Genomic DNA, 23,133 nt, shown 5'->3' on the forward strand with positions numbered 1-23,133 from the left:
GTGGTGTTCTTTTACGTGGTACTAAGCGTGAAGACGTACAACGTGGTCAAGTACTTGCTAAGCCAGGTACAATCAAGCCACACACTAAATTCGATGCGGAAGTATACGTACTTTCTAAAGAAGAGGGGGGTCGTCACACTCCATTCCTTAACGGTTACCGTCCACAATTCTATTTCCGTACAACTGATGTAACTGGTGCGATCCAGTTGAAAGAAGGCGTTGAAATGGTAATGCCAGGTGACAACGTTGAAATGTCAGTAGAATTAATCCACCCAATCGCAATGGACCCAGGTCTACGTTTTGCGATCCGTGAAGGTGGTCGTACTGTAGGTGCGGGTGTTGTTGCTAAAGTAACAGCATAATTATAGAATGTGTTAAACAGGTCGAGAGCTTTGGCTCTCGTTCTGTTTTGTAGGTCAGTAGTTCAATTGGTAGAGCGTCGGTCTCCAAAACCGAATGTTGGGGGTTCGAGTCCCTCCTGGCCTGCCACTTTTTTTAAAAAAGCTTGATGTCGGCTAATCTAGTCATATAATAAGTCGCGAATTCTACGACGAGTACAAAAATGTCGAATGATAAATCGCGTGACGCATTAAGCGACGCGCCAATCCCTCAAAGAAATAATTCTGCTGAAGTTGTTCAATCGAGTTCTCCATTAGACTACGTGTTGTGGGGTATCGCTTTGATTTTATTCATCGCTTCGATGATGGTGAATCAGCATCTTCCTGCGTATTGGGCACCAGCCAATGATATTTGGGTGCGTGTTGGGGTAATTTTGGCTTGTATCGTTGTGGCTTTAGGTTTATTATACGCCACCCATCAAGGCAAAGGCTTTGTTCGTTTGCTTAAAGATTCACGTATTGAGTTACGTCGAGTCACTTGGCCTACTAAACAGGAAACTGTAACAACGTCATGGCATGTATTGATTGTTGTTGTAGTCACTTCAATTGTATTGTGGTGTTTTGACTATTTGTTAGGCTGGGCAATCAAGTTAATTATCGGGTAAAAGAGCTATGAAACGTTGGTACATTATTCATGCCTACTCAGGTTATGAAAAACAAGTGATGCGTTCGCTTAATGATCGAATCCAGCGTAGCGCTGTTGCCGATAGCTTTGGTGAAGTCCTTGTTCCTACCGAAGAAGTGGTAGAAATGAAGGATGGTAAGAAACGTAAGTCAGAGCGTAAGTTCTTTCCAGGCTATGTATTGGTTGAAATGGAAATGAACGATGAAACTTGGCACATTGTTAAAGAGTGTCCAAAAGTTTTAGGTTTTATTGGTGGTACAGCAGAAAAGCCTGCCCCAATTACGCAAAAAGAAGCTGACGCGATTCTTGCACGTGTACGCAATACTGGTGAAGCACCTCGTCCGAAGACGATGTTTGAACCAGGCGAAGAATTACTTGTGATTGATGGTCCATTCACCGACTTTAAAGGCGTGGTGGAAGAAGTTCAATACGAGAAGTCACGTTTAACGTTGACAATTAATGTATTTAATCGACCTACTCAGGTTGAGCTGGAATTTCGTCAAGTCGAAAAATCCGTTTAAGTTTGAGTGGTTGGAAAACGCCCGATTTATGATGAATCGGGCATTGTTGTTGTAACGGTATCGTTACTTAAAATATTGGGGAGCCTAGCGGCGTTTGTACCCAGAGGTAATTTGAAATGGCTAAGAAGATTGACGGCTATATCAAGCTGCAAGTTCCAGCTGGTAAAGCGAATCCATCTCCACCAATTGGTCCTGCATTAGGTCAACGTGGTGTTAACATCATGGCATTCTGTAAAGAATTCAATGCTGCTACACAAAAAGTTGAACCAGGTTTGCCAATTCCTGTAGTGATCACTGTGTACAACGACAAGTCGTTCACATTCATCATGAAAACTCCTCCTGCTGCAATTCTTCTTAAGAAAGCTGCAGGCATTCAAAAGGGTTCAGCTGTACCTAACAAAAACAAAGTTGGTAAGTTGACTCGTGCTCAATTAGAAGAAATCGCGACTACTAAAGAACCAGATTTAACTGGTGCTGATTTAGAAGCACGTGTGCGTACCATTGCTGGTTCTGCACGTTCTATGGGCTTGGATGTGGAGCTATAAGACATGGCAAAGTTAACTAAACGTCAAAAAGCCATTGCTGCTGCTGTAGAAGCAAACAAAGTTTACACTTTGGAAGAAGCAGTTGAAGTTCTAAACAACCTTCCTGCTGCTAAATTCAAAGAATCTTTGGATGTTGCGGTAAACCTAGGTGTTGACCCACGTAAATCTGATCAGGTTGTTCGTGGTGCGACTACACTTCCTGCAGGTACTGGTAAAACTGTACGTGTAGCTGTTTTCGCTCAAGGTGCTGCTGCAGAAGCTGCTAAAGCTGAAGGCGCAGACGTAGTTGGTTTCGACGACTTAGCTGAAAGCATTCAAGCGGGTAACCTTGACTTTGACGTTGTGATTGCAGCTCCGGATGCAATGCGCGTAGTAGGTAAGTTGGGTACGATTCTTGGTCCACGTGGCTTAATGCCAAACCCTAAAGTGGGTACTGTAACTCCTGACGTTGCGACTGCAGTTAAAAATGCAAAAGCAGGTCAAGCGCGTTACCGTGTAGACAAAGCGGGTATTATCCACGCTGCGATTGGTCAAGTTGGCTTTACTGCTGAAGCAGTTCGTTCAAACGTTGAAACCTTAGTTGCTGACTTGAAAAAGTTAAAGCCTGCAACTTCTAAAGGCGTATACATCAAAAAGATCACTTTGAGCTCTACTATGGGTCCTGGTCTTGTTATTGATGTACAGAACGTTTCTAACTAAGTCTGACTTAGAAAGAATTTTAAAGTCCTGAAAAGTCTCCTTCTCCCTCTGGGAGAAGGTCGGGATGAGGGTTAAACCTCTCCCTAACCCTCTCCTAGCAGGAGAGGGGGACATTCAGGCGGACTTTGAATTGGTAAATGAGAATTTATCAGCGTCAAAGACCTCAGGCGAGAGTAGTTTTATGCTGCTTTCTTAATCTTCCAGCCTGGGTAGACGCGGTGGTGTGATTTATTCCTCCTCCGCGTGTAAGTTCAGCAATGAATTTACGAATTGGGAGTGTGCTTCACGTAAGCACATAAATCACCGTTAGGAGGTTTTACAATGGCTCTTCTTATCGAAGACAAAAAACAGATCGTAGCAGAAGTTAACGAAGTTGCTTCTAAAGCGTTCTCTGCTGTTGTTGCTGACTATCAAGGTATGAGCGTTGAGCAATTAACGGCTCTACGTGTTGAAGCGCGTAAATTAGGTGTTACTACACGTGTTGTACGTAATACTTTGGCTAAACGTGCTTTTCAAGATACGCAATTCACGATCTTGAACGACAACCTTGTTGGCCCAACAATTTTAGCTTTCTCAACTTCTGAAGACGACATGGGTGCAGCTGCACGCTTGTTCGAAGAATTCGCTAAAACGAATAAAGCATTTGAACTTAAAGCTGCTGCATTTGACGGCAAACTTTATAAAGGTGCTGAAGTTAGCGTAATTGCGAATCTTCCGAACCAAGAAAAAGCGCTTACTATGCTTGCAAACGTTCTTCAAGCTCCTATTTCGAAATTGGGTCGCCTTATTACTGCGCTCAAAGAGAAAAACGAGTCAGAAGCTGCATAAGCTTAAATTTATTTCCACACCATTCAATTTCCATTTGGAGTTATTCTCATGGCTTTAACTAACGAAGAAATCTTAAACGCAGTTGCTGAAAAAACTGTTCTTGAACTTGTTGAACTTATCTCTGCTTTTGAAGAGAAATTCAATGTATCAGCTGCTGCTGTTGCTGTTGCTGCTGCTCCAGGCGCTGGCGCTGCTGCTGCAGAAGAGCAATCTGAATTCAACGTTGAGTTGACTTCTTTCGGTGCGAACAAAGTTGCTGTAATTAAAGCAGTTCGTGAAGCTACTGGCCTTGGTCTTAAAGAAGCTAAAGACATCGTTGAAGGCGCTCCTTCAGTGATCAAAGAAGCTGTTTCTAAAGAAGAAGGTGAAGAGCTTAAGAAGAAACTTGAAGAAGCTGGTGCTACAGTTACACTTAAGTAATCTTAAGGGGAGTCGATTTTTTTATAATCGACTCCAAAAAATGGCTGATGGCTCTTGGGTCATCAGCCTTTTTGCGTTACAATTATCGGCTCGATTTTTGTTTGAATGATGGGAAAACCATCGAAAACAATATAAATCAATAAAATCAAACGCTTACCAATATTTTTCCACATTTAAAAATATTGTTAAGCGTTTTAATACCACTAAAAATTGCAGCATTTGTAAAGAGTGGTGGCCATATCGGCCTGCGTAATTCCTTCTAAACCCGTTCTGCAGGCGGGTTTAGTTTACTTTCCGAGGACTCCAGATGGCATACTCATATACCGAAAAGAAACGGATCCGTAAGAATTTTGGTAAATTGCCCCAAGTAATGGATGCACCGTACTTGCTTTCGATTCAAGTCGACTCGTACCGTACTTTCCTTCAAGATGGCAAAACTCCAAAAAGCCGCGAAGATATCGGTCTCCAAGCCGCATTTCGTTCAGTTTTTCCTATAGAAAGTTATTCTGGCAATGCTGCTTTAGAATTTGTTGAGTATAGTCTTGGTAAGCCTGAGTTTGATGTACGTGAGTGTATTCTTCGCGGCTCAACTTATGCGGCACCAATGCGCGTAAAAATTCGTTTGATCATTAAAGATCGTGAAACGAAATCAATCAAAGATGTGCGTGAGCAAGAAGTCTACATGGGCGAAATGCCATTGATGACGGATAACGGTACCTTTGTGATTAACGGTACTGAGCGTGTAATTGTTTCTCAATTACACCGTTCACCAGGCGTGTTCTTTGACCACGATAAAGGTAAGACCCACTCGAGCGGTAAAGTGTTGTATTCAGCACGCATTATTCCTTACCGTGGCTCATGGTTAGACTTTGAATTCGATGCCAAAGACCTCGTTTATGTGCGTATTGACCGTCGTCGTAAATTGCTTGCGACTGTAGTGTTGCGTGCATTGGGCTATAGCAATGAACAAATCCTAGACTTGTTCTTTGAGAAAGTACCTGTCTATTTAGACATGGGTAGCTACCAAATTGACCTTGTCCCAGAACGCTTACGTGGCGAAATGGCACAATTTGACATCACTGATACTGACGGCAAAGTGATTGTTGAGCAAGGTAAACGCATTAATGCGCGTCACGTACGTCAAATGGAAGCAGCTGGTCTTGAGAAGCTTTCAGTTCCTGATGAGTACTTGTACGAACATATTACTGCAGAAGACATCCAGCTAAAAGATGGCGATGTGATTGCTGCAAACACCTTGTTAAGCCATGAAATCATGGTGAAACTTGCAGAAGGTGGTGTTAAACAATTTAACATCCTATTCACCAATGACATCGACCGTGGTTCGTTCATTGCGGACACCTTACGTGCAGATACAACTGTTGGTCGTGAAGATGCTTTGGTAGAAATCTACAAAGTGATGCGTCCAGGTGAGCCACCGACGAAAGAAGCCGCTGAAAATCTGTTCAATAACTTGTTCTTCTCTTCTGAGCGTTATGATTTATCGCCAGTAGGTCGTATGAAGTTCAACCGTCGTTTGGGTCGTCCTTACGAAGTGGGTACAGATCAGAAATCACGTGAAGTTGAAGGTATTTTGTCTAACGAAGACATTACCGATGTACTTAAAACATTGATCGAAATCCGTAACGGTAAAGGTGAAGTCGACGATATCGACCACTTGGGTAACCGTCGCGTACGTTCAGTGGGCGAGATGACTGAAAACCAATTCCGTGTTGGTTTGGTACGTGTTGAGCGTGCTGTAAAAGAGCGTTTGTCACAAGCTGAAACAGACAACCTGTCTCCGCAAGATTTAATCAATGCGAAGCCAGTGGCTGCTGCAATCAAAGAATTCTTTGGTTCAAGCCAATTGTCTCAGTTCATGGACCAAAACAACCCGTTGTCTGAAATTACCCACAAGCGTCGCGTATCTGCGCTTGGTCCAGGTGGTTTGACACGTGAACGTGCAGGCTTTGAGGTACGTGACGTACACCAAACTCACTATGGTCGTGTGTGTCCAATTGAAACGCCTGAAGGTCCAAACATTGGTTTGATCAACTCGCTTTCTGTTTATGCAAAATGTAATAATTTTGGCTTCTTGGAAACGCCATACCGTAAAGTGGTTGATGGTCGTGTAACCGATGAGGTTGAGTATTTATCTGCAATTGAAGAAGTGGGCACGATCATTGCGCAAGCGGACTCAAGCGTAGACCAAGATGGCAATTTAACAGAAGAATTCGTATCTGTACGTTACCAAGGTGACTTCGTGCGTATGCCGCCAGAGCGCGTGACGCACATGGACGTTTCTGCACAGCAGGTTGTATCTGTAGCAGCATCACTGATTCCATTCCTTGAGCACGATGACGCCAACCGTGCCTTGATGGGATCGAACATGCAACGTCAGGCTGTTCCGACGCTTATCGCTGATAAACCACTTGTGGGTACAGGGATGGAAGCGAACGTAGCACATGACTCAGGTGTATGTGTGATTGCAAACCGTGGTGGTCGTATTGAATATGTCGATGCTTCACGTGTAGTCATTCGTGTGAACGAAGAAGAAATGATCGCGGGTGAAGCAGGTGTAGATATCTACAACCTGATCAAATACACACGTTCAAACCAAAACACTTGTATTAACCAAAAAGTTTTGGTGAAGATGGGTGATAAGGTAGGTCGTGGTGATGTATTGGCTGACGGTCCATCTACAGATGGCGGTGAGCTTGCACTCGGTCAGAACATGCGTGTCGCGTTCATGACTTGGAATGGCTATAACTACGAAGACTCGATCTTGCTTTCTGAGCGTGTACTTCAAGAAGACCGTTTAACTTCGATTCACATTCAAGAATTGTCATGTGTTGCACGTGATACCAAATTGGGTGCGGAAGAAATCACAGCTGATATTCCAAACGTGGGCGAAGCTGCACTGTCTAAACTAGACGAGTCTGGTATCGTTTACATTGGTGCTGAAGTGACTGCAGGCGACATTCTTGTTGGTAAAGTAACGCCTAAGGGTGAAACTCAGTTAACGCCTGAAGAAAAATTGCTTCGTGCAATCTTCGGTGAAAAAGCAGCAGATGTGAAAGATTCATCATTGCGCGTTCCATCAGGTACTAAAGGTACTGTGATTGACGTTCAAGTCTTTACCCGTGATGGTCTAGAAAAAGACGAACGTGCACAAGCGATTGAAAAAGCACAACTTGATGCATACCGCAAAGACTTGAAAGAAGAATACAAAATCTTTGAAGAAGCAGCGCGTGAACGTATTATCCGCTTATTAAAAGGTCAAGAATCTAACGGTGGCGGTACAACTAAACGTGGCGACAAACTTTCTGAAGATGTGTTGTCTGGTTTAGAGTTAGTTGATCTACTTGAAATTCAACCAAGTGATGAAGCAATTGCTGAGCGTTTAACTCAAATTCAAACTTTCTTGAAAGAGAAGAGCTTTGAAATTGATGAGAAATTCGCTGAGAAGAAACGTAAGCTTTCTACAGGCGATGAACTCACTACGGGCGTGTTGAAAGTTGTTAAAGTTTATCTTGCTGTTAAGCGTCGCATCCAACCGGGTGACAAGATGGCGGGTCGTCACGGTAACAAAGGTGTTGTATCAAACATCTTGCCTGTAGAAGACATGCCGCACGATGCTAACGGTGTACCAGTAGATATCGTATTGAACCCACTAGGCGTACCATCGCGTATGAACGTGGGTCAGATTCTTGAAACACACTTGGGTATGGCAGCCAAAGGTTTGGGTGAGCAAATTGATAAAATGCTCAAACAACAACGTGAAATTGCTGAACTACGTGAGTTCCTAGACAAGATTTATAACAAAGTTGGTGGCGAGCAAGAAGATCTTGACAGCTTAACTGATGATGAAATCTTGGTATTGGCTGGCAACTTACGTGCAGGTGTTCCGTTGGCTACTCCTGTATTTGATGGTGCAGAAGAAGGTCAAATTAAAGAATTACTTGAACTGGCTGAATTACCACGTTCTGGTCAAACCGTGTTGTACGATGGTCGTACAGGCGAGAAATTTGACCGTCCAGTGACTGTAGGTTATATGTACATGCTCAAACTCAACCACTTGGTGGATGACAAGATGCACGCACGTTCTACAGGTTCTTACTCACTTGTAACGCAACAGCCGTTGGGTGGTAAGGCACAATTCGGTGGTCAGCGTTTCGGTGAGATGGAAGTCTGGGCACTTGAAGCATACGGTGCAGCATACACGCTTCAAGAAATGCTCACTGTGAAGTCGGATGACGTTGAAGGTCGTACCCGTATCTATAAGAACATTGTAGATGGTAACCATTATATGGACCCAGGTATGCCTGAATCGTTTAACGTATTGACCAAAGAGATCCGTTCTTTAGGTATCAACATTGAACTGAAAAATGGTGACTAAGCATCTCCATTAAATCTCCCTAAATCCCTCTTTATAAAAGAGGGACTTTTCCCCCTTTGAAAAAGGGGGATTAAGGGGGATTAAAACTCAGTTAAAAAACAATATTTGTGACCCAGTTGGGATGTGAAAACAGCCTCCCAGCACACGGAGAAAAAAATTGAAAGACTTGCTCGATATCATGCGCAAAAAGACGGATTCAGACGGTCATGCTCCAGTAGAGTTTGACCGCATCCGTATTGGTCTTGCGTCACCAGAAATGATTAAGTCATGGTCTCACGGTGAAGTTAAAAAGCCAGAAACCATTAACTATCGTACGTTTAAGCCTGAACGTGATGGTTTATTCTGTGCCAAAATTTTTGGTCCAGTAAAAGATTACGAATGCTTGTGTGGTAAATACAAGCGTATGAAATACAAAGGCGTCATTTGTGAAAAATGTGGCGTTGAAGTAACGACTGCAAAAGTTCGTCGTGAGCGTATGGGTCACATCGAACTCGCTTCTCCAGTTGCACACATTTGGTTCTTGAAATCATTACCAAGCCGTATTGGTTTATTACTTGATATGACTTTACGTGATATCGAGCGCGTATTGTATTTCGAATCTTATGTGGTTACTGACCCAGGTATGACGCCATTTGAGAAATATCAACTTCTCAATGACGAAGAATACTTCAATGCTCTAGAAGAGCATGGTGATGAATTCACTGCGAAAATGGGTGCTGAAGCAGTTCAAGACTTGTTAAAAGACATCGATCTTGAAGCTGAAATTGCTCGTTTACGTGAAGAAATTCCACAAACAACTTCAGAAACTAAGCTGAAAAAAGCGTCTAAGCGTTTGAAGTTGATGGAAGCGTTCAAAGAGTCGAACAACAAGCCAGAATGGATGGTGATGAATGTACTGCCTGTACTTCCACCAGATCTTCGTCCGTTGGTTCCACTTGAAGGTGGTCGTTTTGCGACGTCTGACTTGAACGATCTTTATCGTCGTGTGATTAACCGTAACAACCGTTTGAAGCGTCTTCTTGACCTTGCAGCGCCAGACATCATCGTACGTAACGAAAAACGTATGTTACAAGAGTCTGTTGATGCCTTGTTAGATAACGGTCGTCGTGGTCGTGCAATCACAGGTTCAAACAAGCGTCCGCTTAAATCTTTGGCAGATATGATCAAAGGTAAGCAAGGTCGTTTCCGTCAAAACTTACTTGGTAAGCGTGTTGACTATTCAGGTCGTTCGGTGATTACCGTTGGTCCAAACCTACGTTTACACCAGTGCGGTCTTCCGAAGAAAATGGCACTTGAACTGTTCAAGCCATTCATCTTTGCGAAACTACAAGCTTCAGGTCAAGCTACCACCATTAAAGCTGCGAAGAAAATGGTTGAGCGCGAAACCCCAGAAGTTTGGGACGTACTTGCCTCTGTGATTCGTCAACACCCAGTGATGTTGAACCGTGCGCCTACACTTCACCGTTTGGGTCTTCAAGCATTTGAACCGATCCTGATTGAAGGTAAAGCCATCCGTCTACACCCACTCGTTTGTGCTGCGTTTAACGCCGACTTCGACGGTGACCAAATGGCGGTACACGTACCATTAACGCTTGAAGCGCAATTAGAAGCGCGTGCGTTAATGATGTCCACCAACAACATCTTGTCTCCTGCGAACGGTGAACCAATCATCGTACCATCTCAGGACGTGGTGTTGGGCTTGTATTACATCACTCGTGATGCAATCAATGCCAAAGGTGAAGGCATGGTGTTTGCTGATACGCACGAAGTAAACCGTGCATTGGCAACAGGTCAAGTTGACTTACACGCTCGCGTAAAAGCACGTGTACACCAAACCGTAATCAATGAAAATGGTGAGCGTGAGCAACAAACTATTGTTGTAGATACGACACCAGGTCGCTGCTTACTTTGGGAAGTTGTGCCTGAAGGTTTAAGCTTCGAGCAAATTAACCTAGAGATGAACAAAAAGAACATCTCAAAGTTAATCAACTCTTGCTACCGTAAATTAGGTCTAAAAGACACGGTTATTTTTGCAGACCAATTGATGTACTTGGGCTTCCGTCAAGCGACACGTTCAGGTGTTTCTGTGGGTATGGAAGACATGGTTATTCCACCACAAAAACAAGCAATTATTGAAAAAGCAGAAACTGAAGTTCGTGAAATTGAACAACAGTTCGAGCAAGGCTTCGTAACTGCGGGTGAGCGTTATAACAAAGTGGTCGATATTTGGGCACGTACCAACGACCAAGTTGCTAAAGCGATGATGGACAACTTGTCATTCACAACTGTGAAAAACAAACAGGGTGAAGACGAGAAGCAAAAATCATTCAACTCGATCTACATGATGTCGGATTCAGGTGCGCGTGGTAGTGCGGCACAGATTCGTCAGTTGGCGGGTATGCGTGGTTTGATGGCGAAACCAGATGGTTCGATCATTGAAACGCCAATTAAAGCGAACTTCCGTGAAGGTTTGACGGTACTTCAGTACTTCATTTCAACTCACGGTGCGCGTAAAGGTTTGGCCGATACCGCATTGAAAACAGCGAACTCAGGTTACTTGACACGTCGTTTGGTTGACGTTGCACAAGACTTGGTAATTACTGAGCCAGATTGCGGTACTTATGGCGGTTTAGTGATGACACCATTCATTCAAGGTGGTGATGTCATTGAAAACCTTGGTACGCGTGTATTAGGTCGTGTAACTGCAGAAGATGTGAAGAAAGCGGGTTCAGACGAAGTTATTCTGCCACGTAACACACTCATTGATGAAAAACTTGCTAACTTCTTAGAAGAGCAAGGTGTCGATGAAGTAAAAGTACGTTCAGTGGTATCTTGTGAATCGACCTTTGGTGTATGTGCGAAGTGTTATGGTCGTGACCTAGCACGTGGTCACTTGGTGAATCCAGGTGAATCTGTGGGTGTAATGGCTGCTCAATCGATTGGTGAGCCAGGTACACAGTTAACCATGCGTACATTCCACGTGGGTGGTGCGGCAAGCCGAACTTCTGCAGCCAATAGCGTACAAGTGCGTAACAAAGGTTCAGTACGTTTCCATAACGTGAAAACTGTACAACACGCTAAAGGTCACTTGGTATCTGTTTCACGTTCAGGTGAAATTGGTATTGCCGATGAGTTAGGTCGTGAGCGTGAGCGTTATAAACTGCCATACGGTGCGTCAATCTTGCTCAAAGATGGCGAAGCGGTAGAAGCTGGCGGTATTGTGGCGACTTGGGATCCACACACGCATCCACTTGTGACCGAAGTTGCGGGTAAAATCCGTTTCAGCCAAATTGCTGATGGCGTGACTGCAACCTCGAAAACTGATGATGCAACAGGTATGACCACAGTTGAAATCTTGCCAGTGACTTCACGTCCTGCGTCAGGTAAAGACTTACGTCCTGCTGTGGTATTAGACACTGTGGATGGTGGCGAACAGTTCTACTTCTTGCCACAGAACACGATTCTTTCTGTCCGTGATGGCGAAAATATCGGTGTGGGTGACGTTATTGGTCGTGTACCACAAGAATCTTCACGTACTCGTGATATTACCGGTGGTTTACCACGCGTTGCTGACTTGTTTGAAGCACGTAAACCAAAAGAGCATGCGATTCTTGCAGAAGTGTCAGGTATCGTGAGCTTTGGTAAAGAAACCAAAGGTAAGAACCGTTTAGTGATTACACCAGATGATGGCTCTGAGATTTACGAAGAGTTGATTCCAAAATGGCGTAACATCAACGTGTTTGAAGGTGAGCATGTGAACCGTGGTGAAACCATTTCTGATGGTCCACAAAACCCACATGACATCTTACGCTTGAAAGGTGAAGTGGCATTAACCAACTACATCGTGAACGAAGTTCAAGACGTTTACCGCTTACAAGGTGTAAAAATTAACGATAAGCACATTGAAGTCATCGTGCGTCAAATGTTGCGTAAAGTTGAAATCACCGATGGTGGCGATACGAGCTTCATCAAAGGCGAACAAGTGGATTACATTCGCGTGGTACAAGAAAACCAAGCTGTACTTGCACAAAACAAGTTCCCAGCGAAGTTTGAACGTCAATTGATGGGTATCACCAAAGCATCGCTTTCAACAGACTCGTTCATTTCTGCTGCATCGTTCCAGGAAACTACACGTGTGTTAACTGAAGCGGCTGTAACAGGTAAAGAAGATGATTTACGTGGCTTGAAAGAGAACGTTGTTGTGGGTCGTTTGATCCCAGCAGGTACGGGTCTTGCTTACCACTTAGAGCGTCGTCGTCAAGAAGCTGAAGCTGCTGAATTGGCATTAGTGAATGATTTCTCTGATGTAGATCAAGCATTAAGCCAAGCATTTAGCGATGAATTTAACGATCTCTAATTCGTTTTAAAGCATCATTTAAAGACGCCTTTCGAGGCGTCTTTTTTTTGCCAACGTTTTAGTTGCATATTTTGCTTTAATAAAGCCGCAATATTGCATATAGTGAATTAAGAACAATTTAAAAATATCAAGAAAACTAAGGGGATAGCTTATGCAATTTAGAGGACTGACACTGTGTTTATCGGCAATGCTACTGAGTGTGTCTGTTTCGGCTGCACCAATGCCAAACAGCATTGTGGTGAAAGACAAAGCCATTGTGCCTATTCTAAAAACTGAAGTGATTCGTACAGTGACAGGTGAAAAGCCTATACGCCATGTAGAAGCCACGATTTTTGAAGTGAGCAATCAGGGTAAAGATATTGTGGCAAAGGAAGTTGTTTTTGATGATGATCAAGCACAGTTTTCAGAGAAACAATTGGGTATTCCTGTGATTCAAAAAGGTGGGGTGATTGTACCAACCTCAAAAATTGAGTTGAATAAAACCCTAAAGCAGGATGGTAAAGTCATTTCTGAAGTGAAAACGATTGATGCAGAAGGCATGGAATATAAGCAGGGGCAGGCGCCAATTCATCGCACATTAAAACTGGATCGGGTCAAAACGCCTGAAAGCAAAGAAACAGTTTCTCATGCTGTGTTTACTGAAGATGGACAAACCACAAGAGATGTCGTGCTTTTGGAAGAAGATGTTGCTGAATCATCTATTCAGCCTTAAGTCTTTTACAGAAATACCTTCATCTTGCTGTGCTTGGTAACAGTTTTTTCAAAGTTGTTACCGCAATATGCACTAAGCTGAGAGCGAATAGACCGAGGGGGAGTGATCACCATGAAAAAAGTATTGAGTGTATTGGCAATTGCCACAGTATCGACCATGCTTATGGCGGGTTGTGAAAGCATGAGTTCTAATGACCAACGTATTGGTGCTGCAGCATTAGGCGGTGCCGTTGGTGGCGCAGCGGGTAACAGCGTAGGTGGTAGTGTTGGTGCAGCAGCAGGCGCAGGTGCAGGTGCAGCAGTTGGAAGTAAAACCCAAGATGGTTCTAACCGTAACGCAACCTATAGTGGAATTGGCGGTGCGATTGGTTCAATTTTAGGTAAAGAAGTGATAGGTGGTAATGCAGGCGCTGCAATCGGTGGTGCTGTTGGTGGTGGTGCTGGTGCAGCCATCGAGCAAAAGCGTTAATCTGAATACGAACAGCCATGCCATCCTACTGAAGTATTTATATTTCAGTACATCCAACGCAGAGTCTTATGATTCTGCGTTTTTTATGCGCTAGCTGAAAAATTAATGCGTTTGGATAAATTGATTGACTGCTTGAGTATAAGCATTATTTTGTCCCAATGACTTGTTGATTTCAGCATGTGAAAGTCGGACAGGCAATAACTGGGTTTGAGTTCCGAATTTCTGTGCTTGTTGAATAAATTGTCGAGCTTGAGTACAGGGTTGATCTGCACGGATGGTTGAGCACACCGCGAGAAATGCAGGTAAAGCTTGATGTAGCTGAGCTATCGGAGAAAGGGCTTTCCAGTTGGAAGGTTGATCACCAAAGGCTTGATCATAAAAACGTGCATGACGTGTTTGCATTATCTTTTCTATATCATAAGCCGCGCTATCTAAAGCAACTGTAGCACGCCAAGGCTGTGGCTGGGGTGCCAGCCAATGGGGGCGAACGGTTAATAGACTGACCAGGTGTGCGCCCGCAGAATGTCCCATCAGCACCAAGCGTTTTGAGTCAGCATGCCAATGCGGTGCCTGATTTTGGATATAAATAAGCGCTTGGGCGATATCCTGAGTTTGCTGCTGTACGGTCACATCTGGAACTAATCTATAGTTGATAGACACAAAAATCCAGTTTTGCTTGGTCCAGTAACTCAGCTTATTTTTGACCACAGCAGCATGATTTTTATCACCCATTTTCCAAGCACCGCCATGGACCATCATCATGAGCGGGGCTGGTGTTTGATCTGTGAGTACTTTGGCAGGGAAATAGACATCCATCACTTGTTGAGGATGAGATCCATAAGCCACATTTTTCAAAGTCTGGACTTTGGTAAATGTATTCGGCACCAAAGCATGGAGGGATGTCGATGAATAGAAACAAAGTAGGGAAAAGATTGGCACAAGATTTTTTTTCATTTTAATGATCCTTTAATTTTAAATACTATCAATGTTTATAATTTTTATGATCCACTGATGTATCAACAGTAATACGTTAATTAATTCATACCTGCTCAAAAAGAGTAGAGAAGTTTGTCGGTGACATTGATCTTTTTGTCTTTTGATTAAAATAATATTACCAACAACGCAGAATCATTAGATTCTGCGTTTTTATGTGAGCTAAAAATTACGTTGCTACGGCTTTGGGCTTTTTACGTCGGATATATAACGTTTTATGCACTTCTGCAATTCGTACACCTGATTCATCGATAATATTGAGCGTATATTGACGTGTCAGAGGAGCATAGTCTTCTGCGAGTTGTTTAATTTCTTCGACTTCAGCAGCACTTAGGCGAATATCGGCATAGACTGTACTGCGCCCAGGGGCTAGGAAATGAATCGTCGCAGCTTTATCCCAAACAATATATTTTGAACCCAAGTGATGCATCAGAATTAACATATAAAATGGATCTACCATGGAATAGAGACTGCCGCCAAAATGCACCCCGACAATGTTTTGATTTTTGCGGGTCAGTGGCATTTTGACACGGACATGGTGGTTGGCTAAATCGATTTGATCGATTTCAATGCCTGCACCCCGATAGGGTGGATAGCGATTTAAAAAGTATTTGGAAACGATAGGAAGTTGCTGTAATTTTTTGATGAGATTCATGTGATATTTCATAGAGCCTAGAGCAGATTGTCTTTTATATTAGTATGAAATTTAAGCAAACCTATGGCATATTTTGTTATTCTCAACAGCAATCGTGTCAATAAAAACCAACAGGATGTTTATGCAAGCGCAAACGCAATGGATTGAAACCTCTGATCGACAACAGCTTTATGTCAAAACTTGGGGCGAAAAAAAAGCACCTGCACTGATTTTGGTGCATGGCTATCCAGATAACCAAGAAGTCTGGGAACGGGTGATTGCCGTGTTGGTGCAAGATTTTTATGTGGTGAGTTATGATGTGCGTGGTGCGGGACAATCCTCCATTCCTAAATCCATTCGTGCCTATAGCTTGGCTCAATTGGCTGCAGATTTAATGGCTGTTGCTAATGCCGTTTTGGGGCAGCGTGCATTTCACTTGGCAGCTCATGACTGGGGTTCAATTCAGTCTTGGGAAGCAGTGACGGATCCAGAATTAAAGGGACGAATTTTATCGTACAGCAGTATTTCAGGCCCATGTTTGGATCATGCAGCGTTCTGGATGCGTAAGCAGTTTTCTGAAAATAAAATTAAATTTTTCAAACAAATGCGTAAATCTTGGTATATTGCTGCCTTTCAACTTCCTGCACTTGCGCCTACAGTTTGGCAGTTCTTTCAACCTGAACAATGGCGTCAGGTAGTGATGCGCTTAGAACGCGATCAAGATATTGCGATCAATCCTAATATCCGCAAAGATGGGCGCTATGGCGTCAATTTATATCGTGCCAATTTTATCCCACGTTTATTAAAGCCGCGTCAACGTTATGCAATTTGTCCTGTGCAAGCTATTGTCTTGAAATATGATCAATTTGTGGGTGCTGAATTGATTGATGAAATGTCGCTTTGGGTAGATGATTTTCAACGTGTAGAGTTGGCTGCCAATCATTGGGCAATTCTTAGTCAGCCACAAGCGGTTGCTACTGCCATCCGTGATTTTGCCTTAGGTCATTCAAATTCACATGCTGCAGTAATTTAAATTCACATGCTGCAGCAATTTAAATCAGAAACGCTTGTCGGAGTTGAATGTTTGGTCAACTCCAATCTGCATAATCTCTGATAAAATAGCTTCTTTTTTGAATTTTCATCTCTTATGTTCGCAATTCTTGCTGCCATTGCAATCATGTTCGGATTGTCGTTGGCTCGTGTGCCTGTGGTTTTTGCCTTGGTTATTGGTGCAGTCTCAGGTGGTTTACTGGCTGGTTTAGGCTTACAAGGCACTTTAGATGCGTTTAATAATGGTTTAGGTGGTGGCGCTAAAATTGCTCTTGCTTACGGTATTTTAGGTGCATTTGCTTTGGCTTTGGCACGTTCAGGTTTGCCAGACTTATTGGCGTATAAGCTGATTCGCACTTTAACAGGTAGCAGTAATACTAAGGTACAGAACCGCGTTAAATATCTGATTTATTTTACTGTGGCTTTGGCAGCGGTATTTTCACAAAACCTAATTCCTGTACATATTGCATTTATTCCTGTATTGATTCCACCTTTATTGAGTGTTTTCAATCATCTAAACCTAGACCGTCGTGCAGTGGCTTGTTTGCTGACTTTTGGTTTGGTTGCCACCTATATGTTTGTTCCTTTCGGTTTTGGTGCAATCTTCCTGAATGATATTTTGGCGCACAATATCAACACCTTTGGTGCTCCGTATGGTTTTGCCATTCAAAATGAAGATATTCCTTCTGCTATGTTTATTCCTGTATTTGGAATGTTCATAGGTCTATTGATCGCGTTGTTTGTGAGCTATCGTAAGCCTCGACATTATCAAGATGTGCAGGTAGAGCGTACCCAAAGCATTTCGAGTGAGCTCAATGCAAATACCGCCGCGCCAACCCTACAAGCGCCTCAGATTGCAAAATTTACCTTGTGGATGGCAGTGTTTGCGATTATTGCAACCTTGGCGGTGCAATTGTATTCAGATTCGATGATTCTGGCAGGTTTGGTGGGTGTTGCCATTTTAAGCTGTGCGGGAATTTTCAAATGGAAAGAAGCAGATGATGTGATCATTACAGGTATGCGTATGATGGCACTCATCGGCTTTATTATGATTGCTGCACAAGGTTTCGCTTCAGTGATTGAAGCGACTAATCAAGTGCCTGCTTTGGTAGAAGCGTCGGTGGAATGGATTGGCAATAGCAAAGCTTTGGCTGCATTTTTAATGTTATTGATTGGTTTGTTAATCACCTTGGGGATTGGCTCATCTTTCTCTACCGTGCCTATTTTAGCGATTATTTATGTGCCTTTATGTTTGCAGTTCGGTTTTAGCCCTGCAGCAACCATTGCGATTATTGGTACAGCAGCAGCCTTAGGAGATGCGGGTTCTCCAGCATCGGATTCAACCTTGGGGCCAACTTCGGGTTTAAATATGGATGGGCAGCACGACCACATGAAAGACAGTGTGGTACCGACTTTTATTCACTTTAATATTCCATTGATGATTTTTGGCTGGATTGCAGCGATGGTGCTGTAAATCATCACCAAAACTTGTAAGCACACGTGTTCAGAATAGGCTGGGCACGTTGCAGCATCGTGCTAAAACGACAAGAAGAATCTTCCTCAAGTTCATCCTCACATCTGCCGATTCCATCTCAATACACGATTTTAAATCTCTAAACAAAATAGTCTGTTTTCATTGTCATCAGCTTCATATATTCGAATGAAGGTGATTTTAATTCTCTTTATTTAATTTTAATAATTTTTATTAATTTCCTATGATTTAAAAATATAAATTCTGAGTGAATTAATCAATTTAAAATAAATTTGTGTTAGTTTTTAAATAAATATAAGATGTATTGTAAATGAATCTTTTAATTTATTTTTAAATAAAATTGAGTAATATGGTCGGGAAATAATAAATTAAACTTTATTAATTAACTCGGTTTTAAAAACCAAGTAAATTGGTCTATTTAAAATAAATTTATATAATAATTAATAACTTATAAAATAATTAAAATATAATGTTTAATATGTGTTGCATATTAATAGTGGTCGTGTTTAATATTAATTAAGCGTTAAGATTTTTTATTTTAAAGGTGGTTTTGAAATGTTAAAGAAAGTTGCTCTAATTGCATTAATGGGAATGTCTGCTTCTGCTATGGCCGGTGAATGGCAAGTTAAAGTTGGAGGTTCTGTGATTTCTCCAACAGCTGATACATCACTAAATACTTTAATTGGCCCTGTGAATGTTGAAGCTGATCATGAATATGCATTTACACCATCTGTAGAGTATTTCTTTAACGACAATATCTCTGCGGAACTATTGTTGGCTACACCAATTAGTCATGATGTGCTAGTGAATGGTGATAATGGTGCGAAGATTAAGCATTTACCGCCAACATTAACTGCTAAATACCACTTTAAAAATTCAACCCGTTTTACACCATACATTGGTGTCGGTGGTACGGCATTTATCGCATGGGATGAAGAAGGTGTTGCTAAAGATGTAAAAGAAGACTTTGGTTTTGCAGGTCAAATCGGTTTTAACTTCCAGCCAGCTGATGCGAAAAATTGGGGTGTATTCTTTGATGCACGTTATGCACAATTGAGTCCTGAAGTTACTTTAACAGCAGATACTGCTGCTGCATTAGGAGCTGAAAAGTTTGATCTGGACATCGACCCAATGGTGTACACCATCGGTTATAGCTACAAATTTTAATCATAAAACGTAGCTCTTTATAATAATAAAAATCAGCGCAACCCCATCTTTAGGGTGGGGTTTTTTTTATTGCAAAAAATAACAAATGTAGCGAATGAAAAAATTGAGAGCATATGCCATGTTCATTTACAGTCTGAAAGATAAAGTAAAGAACAATAAATAAGGAATTTATTCATGTCGATCAAATATGGTTGGTTAGTGTGTCTTGGTTTAATGCTAAGTGTTGCGGGGCATGCGGCAAGTTTTTCTTGTGAGAAAGCCAAAACACAAACGGAACATGCCATTTGTGAACATCGTGCGGTCAATGATGCCGATGTGAAAATGGCCACCACCTATCGTATCGTCAGCCGTTTGGTCGCTATGGGGACGCGCTCACAAATTCGTGATGAACAACTGCGTTGGTTAGAGTTGCGTGATCGTTGTGGCGCTTCCGTCGATTGTTTAACCCAAGTGTATAATTTGCGTCAGCAGAAATTAGAGTATCATTTAAATCAGGTCTATCAACGTGCGCCTTTTTAAATTTTTCTGGGTTTAGGCTTGAAAAATCTGGCAATCACTCCAATTCATTAACACATCCAACAATAACCATGTTTATGAATTTAAGGAGTGATGAATGAGCGAGCAAAGCCAAAAACACAGTTTCCAAGCCGAAGTGGCGCAGTTATTACATTTGGTGACCCATTCTCTTTATTCCAACCCTGAAATTTTTTTGCGTGAACTGATTTCTAACGCATCAGATGCCTGCGACAAATTACGTTTTGAGGGTATCAATCATCCTGAATATTATGAAAATGATCCTGATTTACGTGTGCGTATTCGTTTAGATCAAGATCAAAAAACCATAACCATTTCAGATAACGGCATTGGTTTAAGCCAACAGGAAGCGATTGAGCATTTGGGTACCATTGCCAAATCGGGCACCAAAGACTTTATGTCTAAATTGACAGGCGATCAAAAAGCCGATGCGCAATTGATTGGTCAATTTGGTGTGGGTTTTTATTCAGGTTTTATCGTGGCGGATAAAATTACTGTGGAATCACGCCGTGCAGGATTGGCTGCAGATGAAGCCGTGCGTTGGAGCAGCACGGGTACTGGCGAGTTTGATGTTGAGCAAATTCACAAAGCAGAACGGGGTACCGATATTATTCTGCACTTGCGTGAAGATGCACTGGATTATTTAGAAAGCTACAAAGTTAAGCAGATCATCAATAAATACTCTGATCACATCAGTTTGCCAATTCAAATGCAGAAAGAAGTATGGCAGCAAGAAGAAGCAGCTGAAGGTGAAACGCCGAAAGCAGGTCAGTATGTGAAAACTGATGAATGGGAAGCAATTAACTCGGCCAGTGCGTTGTGGACGCGCAATAAAAACGAAATTAGTGAAGAACAGTACATCGAATTTTATAAAAACCTCAGTCATGATTTTGACGCACCATTGGCATGGGCGCATAACCGCGTTGAAGGCAGTACTGAATACACCCAGTTGTTGTATGTGCCAAGTAAAGCACCGCACAACATTTTTACTCGTGAAGCCAAAGCGGGGATTAAATTGTATGTGAAGCGCGTATTTATTATGGATGAGGCAGAGAACCTGATTCCAAATTATCTGCGCTTTGTGCAAGGTGTGGTGGATAGCGCCGATTTGCCATTGAACGTGAGCCGTGAGTTATTGCAAGAAAGCCGTGATGTTAAAACCATCCGCGAAGGCAATACCCGTCGTGTGTTGACCATGTTGGACAATTTAGCCAAGTCTGAAGATGAAAAAGACCAAGAAAAATTTAAGCAATTCTATCAAGAATTTGGTTCAGTTTTAAAAGAAGGCTTAGGCGAAGACTTTGGCAACCGTGAACGTATCCTGAAATTATTACGCTACGCTACTTCAAGTAATGATGACATCAGTACCTCATTGGCGGACTATAAAGCGCGAATGAAAGAAGGTCAGAAAGCCATTTACTACGTTACGGCAGACAACTTGAACGCAGCAAAGCATTCTCCACAGTTGGAGTTGTTTAAGAAAAAAGGCATTGAAGTGTTGTTGATGGCAGAACGCGTAGACGAGTGGGCGATGAACTTTGTGCAGGAGTTTGATGGCACGCCAATGCAAAACGTATCTAAAGGTGCGGTTGATTTAGGCGATCTACAAGATGCTGAAGAGAAGAAAGCTTTAGACGCGGCTGCAGAACAATTTAAACCTGTGGTTGAGCAATTGTCTGCATCTTTAAGCGGTAAAACCAAAGAAGTGCGTGTGACTACACGTTTGGTTGATTCCCCTGCTTGTTTGGTAACAGGTGAAGGTGAACTGTCACCACAATTGATTCGTATGTTGAAGGATGCAGGGCAAGCTGTACCTGATATGAAGCCAATTTTGGAAATCAACCCAGAGCATCCTTTGGTGAAAAAATTACAGGACTCCAATCAATTTGATGATTTGGCGCATGTGATTTTTGATCAAGCTGTGATTGCTGAAGGTGGCTTGCCTGAAGACCCAGCGGAATATGTGAAACGTATTAATAGCTTACTGTTAAAGTAAGTCTGCTTTCGCATGAACATGATCGATGATGCGTTGTACAAATAATGCATCGTCATCTTGCAAGATCATCTTGCAAAAAAACCAAGTCCTGTTCGCAAGACTTGGTTTTTTAATTTGGCTTGATTGTAGATGTTACCTGTTTAGAAAATGGCTTCTAAACGCACTAAAGCACCGAGATAATGATTACGATCTGCGCGATCATCATTTAAATAATTGACATCGCCCTGAATAAAGAACCATTCACGTAAAAATGGTTGACGCCAAGAGACAAATGGCCCCCAACGATTTAAACGTAAGTCATCATCGTGATAATAACCGCCTGTATAAATGCCATAGTTAAAGCGGTTGCCTGCAAAGAATTGATGTTGTCTAAAGGTGTAGTTGTCCCAAACCAAATCATCATCTTGTTCATCGGCATAGGTCAGGCTAAATTGATTGGACAAGAAAGCCTGATTGGGGCGTGCGTGCGTGAGCTCCAAGTTGGTTCTGAGATAATTTTCACTGTCGATGCCATAACGATAAATTTGTTCGGCATGAAAAGAGAAATCATTTTCCAAAGTCCAGTCTTTAGAGGCTTTTAAACGCAGATAAATATCATCGCCAGAACGTACCCCTAAATCGACATCTGTTTCAAAAGGTAGACGCTCGGCAAAGTTCGACCAACGTAATGCCAGAGAACTGTTGTCTTCACGGCTACGTTTGCTGTCTACAGTTTTGTCTGCATCATGCGCTGGGTTTTCGTTGGTAATGGCGACGTTATTTTGCAATTCGTTATCGAGCGAGTCATCACCAAAGACCACACTGAGTTTATTTTCAAGCGTAGGCAGTTTGATTTTCCCGCGAATACGAGGTTTGACTTCATATTCATTATGCTTATCCCAACTGCTATCGACCAAAACCCGCAAAGTGGCTGAGGCAGGCTGTTCAGGACTTGGTTCACCAAACCAGTTATCCAGTTTATGTGCTGTTTTATCTGCCCAGTTGCGAATATTTTTTTGACGTTGATCGAACCAAGTTAAATGTTCCGTTTCTGCGGTGGCAGGTACAATGGGTTCATTGGATTGTTCGGGTAACACCGTCGGTGTAGCATCAATCCAACGTGGAATCGTGTAATAAAAACTGCTTTTATCTACTGCACTTGGCGGAGCGACAGGCAATTCATAAGGTGGCAGTGACGTATGGGCTTGATCCACTGCTTGAGTTGATTCTTGTGCAAAAGTGATGCCTGCGACCCCACTTAAGAGACAGCTTAATATAAAAGGCGATGTGTGCTTTATTCTTGACATTATTTACTGATC

At 42.4% G+C, this 23,133-nt stretch carries 18 protein-coding genes, 1 tRNA gene and 1 pseudogene; 17 read left to right on the forward strand and 3 right to left on the reverse strand.

The genetic code is table 11. The features are described from left to right. The 12 genes and pseudogenes from FTU70_RS10525 to FTU70_RS10580 form a co-directional block, all read left to right on the forward strand. A pseudogene (locus FTU70_RS10525) lies at positions 1-362 on the forward strand (elongation factor Tu); the annotation flags it as partial. 51 nt (positions 363-413) lie between these two features. Continuing rightward, positions 414-489 (forward strand) — tRNA-Trp (locus tag FTU70_RS10530). 73 nt (positions 490-562) lie between these two features. Beyond that, positions 563-1,003, forward strand: a complete 441-nt coding sequence (gene secE / locus FTU70_RS10535) for a preprotein translocase subunit SecE (RefSeq protein ID WP_004975769.1) — start codon at positions 563-565, stop codon at positions 1,001-1,003. A gap of 7 nt (positions 1,004-1,010) precedes the next feature. Then, the gene (nusG, locus tag FTU70_RS10540; RefSeq protein WP_004975770.1) at positions 1,011-1,544 is read left to right on the forward strand and encodes a transcription termination/antitermination protein NusG; all 534 of its coding nucleotides are present in this window, start codon (positions 1,011-1,013) and stop codon (positions 1,542-1,544) included. A 116-nt stretch (positions 1,545-1,660) separates the two neighbouring features. Beyond that, positions 1,661-2,089 carry a 50S ribosomal protein L11 gene (rplK, locus tag FTU70_RS10545; protein ID WP_004975771.1) on the forward strand — a complete coding sequence of 143 codons (429 nt, stop codon included), beginning with the start codon at positions 1,661-1,663 and terminating at the stop codon, positions 2,087-2,089. Positions 2,090-2,092: 3 nt separating this feature from the next. After that, the gene (rplA, locus tag FTU70_RS10550; RefSeq protein WP_004975774.1) at positions 2,093-2,788 is read left to right on the forward strand and encodes a 50S ribosomal protein L1; all 696 of its coding nucleotides are present in this window, start codon (positions 2,093-2,095) and stop codon (positions 2,786-2,788) included. 321 nt (positions 2,789-3,109) lie between these two features. Next, positions 3,110-3,616: a 50S ribosomal protein L10 gene (gene rplJ / locus FTU70_RS10555; protein ID WP_004975777.1), complete on the forward strand. Its 507-nt coding sequence runs from the start codon at positions 3,110-3,112 to the stop codon at positions 3,614-3,616. A 48-nt stretch (positions 3,617-3,664) separates the two neighbouring features. Then, on the forward strand, positions 3,665-4,036 hold the full coding sequence (rplL, locus tag FTU70_RS10560; protein WP_004975779.1) for a 50S ribosomal protein L7/L12: 372 nt from the start codon (positions 3,665-3,667) through the stop codon (positions 4,034-4,036). A 307-nt stretch (positions 4,037-4,343) separates the two neighbouring features. Next, positions 4,344-8,432, forward strand: coding sequence for a DNA-directed RNA polymerase subunit beta (gene rpoB, locus FTU70_RS10565; RefSeq protein WP_180060561.1), 4,089 nt, complete (start codon positions 4,344-4,346; stop codon positions 8,430-8,432). A 157-nt stretch (positions 8,433-8,589) separates the two neighbouring features. Next, on the forward strand, positions 8,590-12,789 hold the full coding sequence (gene rpoC, locus FTU70_RS10570; RefSeq protein WP_096902331.1) for a DNA-directed RNA polymerase subunit beta': 4,200 nt from the start codon (positions 8,590-8,592) through the stop codon (positions 12,787-12,789). A gap of 151 nt (positions 12,790-12,940) precedes the next feature. Beyond that, positions 12,941-13,501: a hypothetical protein gene (locus tag FTU70_RS10575; protein ID WP_179989537.1), complete on the forward strand. Its 561-nt coding sequence runs from the start codon at positions 12,941-12,943 to the stop codon at positions 13,499-13,501. 111 nt (positions 13,502-13,612) lie between these two features. Next, positions 13,613-13,969 (forward strand): hypothetical protein, encoded by a 357-nt coding sequence (locus FTU70_RS10580; RefSeq protein WP_004975789.1) that lies wholly within the window; start codon positions 13,613-13,615, stop codon positions 13,967-13,969. Between the two features lie 102 nt (positions 13,970-14,071). Here FTU70_RS10580 and FTU70_RS10585 read toward each other — a convergent pair whose 3' ends face one another. Both FTU70_RS10585 and FTU70_RS10590 read right to left on the reverse strand, forming a co-directional pair. Continuing rightward, complete coding sequence (locus tag FTU70_RS10585; protein WP_096902328.1) at positions 14,072-14,923, reverse strand: alpha/beta hydrolase; 852 nt, start codon at positions 14,921-14,923, stop codon at positions 14,072-14,074. A gap of 208 nt (positions 14,924-15,131) precedes the next feature. Beyond that, the gene (locus FTU70_RS10590) at positions 15,132-15,617 is read right to left on the reverse strand and encodes a DUF4442 domain-containing protein (RefSeq protein WP_180060562.1); all 486 of its coding nucleotides are present in this window, start codon (positions 15,615-15,617) and stop codon (positions 15,132-15,134) included. 121 nt (positions 15,618-15,738) lie between these two features. On the opposite strand from FTU70_RS10590, the gene FTU70_RS10595 reads away from it, so the two are divergent. The 5 genes from FTU70_RS10595 to htpG all read left to right on the forward strand — a co-directional run bounded on the left by FTU70_RS10595 (position 15,739) and on the right by htpG (position 21,835). Continuing rightward, the gene (locus tag FTU70_RS10595) at positions 15,739-16,629 is read left to right on the forward strand and encodes an alpha/beta fold hydrolase (protein WP_180060563.1); all 891 of its coding nucleotides are present in this window, start codon (positions 15,739-15,741) and stop codon (positions 16,627-16,629) included. 114 nt (positions 16,630-16,743) lie between these two features. Continuing rightward, complete coding sequence (locus FTU70_RS10600) at positions 16,744-18,120, forward strand: Na+/H+ antiporter family protein (protein ID WP_180060564.1); 1,377 nt, start codon at positions 16,744-16,746, stop codon at positions 18,118-18,120. Positions 18,121-18,693: 573 nt separating this feature from the next. Then, complete coding sequence (locus tag FTU70_RS10605; protein ID WP_180060565.1) at positions 18,694-19,305, forward strand: OmpW family protein; 612 nt, start codon at positions 18,694-18,696, stop codon at positions 19,303-19,305. Positions 19,306-19,479: 174 nt separating this feature from the next. Continuing rightward, on the forward strand, positions 19,480-19,824 hold the full coding sequence (locus tag FTU70_RS10610) for a lysozyme inhibitor LprI family protein (protein ID WP_180060566.1): 345 nt from the start codon (positions 19,480-19,482) through the stop codon (positions 19,822-19,824). A gap of 94 nt (positions 19,825-19,918) precedes the next feature. Then, positions 19,919-21,835, forward strand: coding sequence for a molecular chaperone HtpG (gene htpG, locus FTU70_RS10615; RefSeq protein ID WP_180060567.1), 1,917 nt, complete (start codon positions 19,919-19,921; stop codon positions 21,833-21,835). Positions 21,836-21,975: 140 nt separating this feature from the next. Here the strand turns inward: htpG and FTU70_RS10620 are convergent, their stop codons facing one another. After that, entirely contained in the window at positions 21,976-23,121 is a 1,146-nt protein-coding gene (locus FTU70_RS10620; RefSeq protein WP_104852938.1) for a hypothetical protein, read from the reverse strand. Positions 23,122-23,133: the final 12 nt, after the last annotated feature.

It is taken from the genome of Acinetobacter sp. YH12135 (assembly GCF_013418565.1).
Lineage (GTDB): Bacteria > Pseudomonadota > Gammaproteobacteria > Pseudomonadales > Moraxellaceae > Acinetobacter > Acinetobacter towneri.

Bases quoted from the DNA above. Each gene is read 5' to 3' on its own strand.
- rplK (WP_004975771.1), top strand. From the start codon at position 1,661: ATGGCTAAGAAGATTGACGGCTATATCAAGCTGCAAGTTCCAGCTGGT.
- rpoB (WP_180060561.1), top strand. From the start codon at position 4,344: ATGGCATACTCATATACCGAAAAGAAACGGATCCGTAAGAATTTTGGT.
- FTU70_RS10610 (WP_180060566.1), top strand. From the start codon at position 19,480: ATGTCGATCAAATATGGTTGGTTAGTGTGTCTTGGTTTAATGCTAAGT.
- FTU70_RS10590 (WP_180060562.1), bottom strand. From the start codon at position 15,617: ATGAATCTCATCAAAAAATTACAGCAACTTCCTATCGTTTCCAAATAC.
- FTU70_RS10620 (WP_104852938.1), bottom strand. From the start codon at position 23,121: ATGTCAAGAATAAAGCACACATCGCCTTTTATATTAAGCTGTCTCTTA.
- nusG (WP_004975770.1), top strand. From the start codon at position 1,011: ATGAAACGTTGGTACATTATTCATGCCTACTCAGGTTATGAAAAACAA.
- rplA (WP_004975774.1), top strand. From the start codon at position 2,093: ATGGCAAAGTTAACTAAACGTCAAAAAGCCATTGCTGCTGCTGTAGAA.
- htpG (WP_180060567.1), top strand. From the start codon at position 19,919: ATGAGCGAGCAAAGCCAAAAACACAGTTTCCAAGCCGAAGTGGCGCAG.
- FTU70_RS10605 (WP_180060565.1), top strand. From the start codon at position 18,694: ATGTTAAAGAAAGTTGCTCTAATTGCATTAATGGGAATGTCTGCTTCT.
- FTU70_RS10580 (WP_004975789.1), top strand. From the start codon at position 13,613: ATGAAAAAAGTATTGAGTGTATTGGCAATTGCCACAGTATCGACCATG.
- FTU70_RS10575 (WP_179989537.1), top strand. From the start codon at position 12,941: ATGCAATTTAGAGGACTGACACTGTGTTTATCGGCAATGCTACTGAGT.
- rplL (WP_004975779.1), top strand. From the start codon at position 3,665: ATGGCTTTAACTAACGAAGAAATCTTAAACGCAGTTGCTGAAAAAACT.
- FTU70_RS10595 (WP_180060563.1), top strand. From the start codon at position 15,739: ATGCAAGCGCAAACGCAATGGATTGAAACCTCTGATCGACAACAGCTT.
- FTU70_RS10585 (WP_096902328.1), bottom strand. From the start codon at position 14,923: ATGAAAAAAAATCTTGTGCCAATCTTTTCCCTACTTTGTTTCTATTCA.
- rplJ (WP_004975777.1), top strand. From the start codon at position 3,110: ATGGCTCTTCTTATCGAAGACAAAAAACAGATCGTAGCAGAAGTTAAC.
- FTU70_RS10600 (WP_180060564.1), top strand. From the start codon at position 16,744: ATGTTCGCAATTCTTGCTGCCATTGCAATCATGTTCGGATTGTCGTTG.
- secE (WP_004975769.1), top strand. From the start codon at position 563: ATGTCGAATGATAAATCGCGTGACGCATTAAGCGACGCGCCAATCCCT.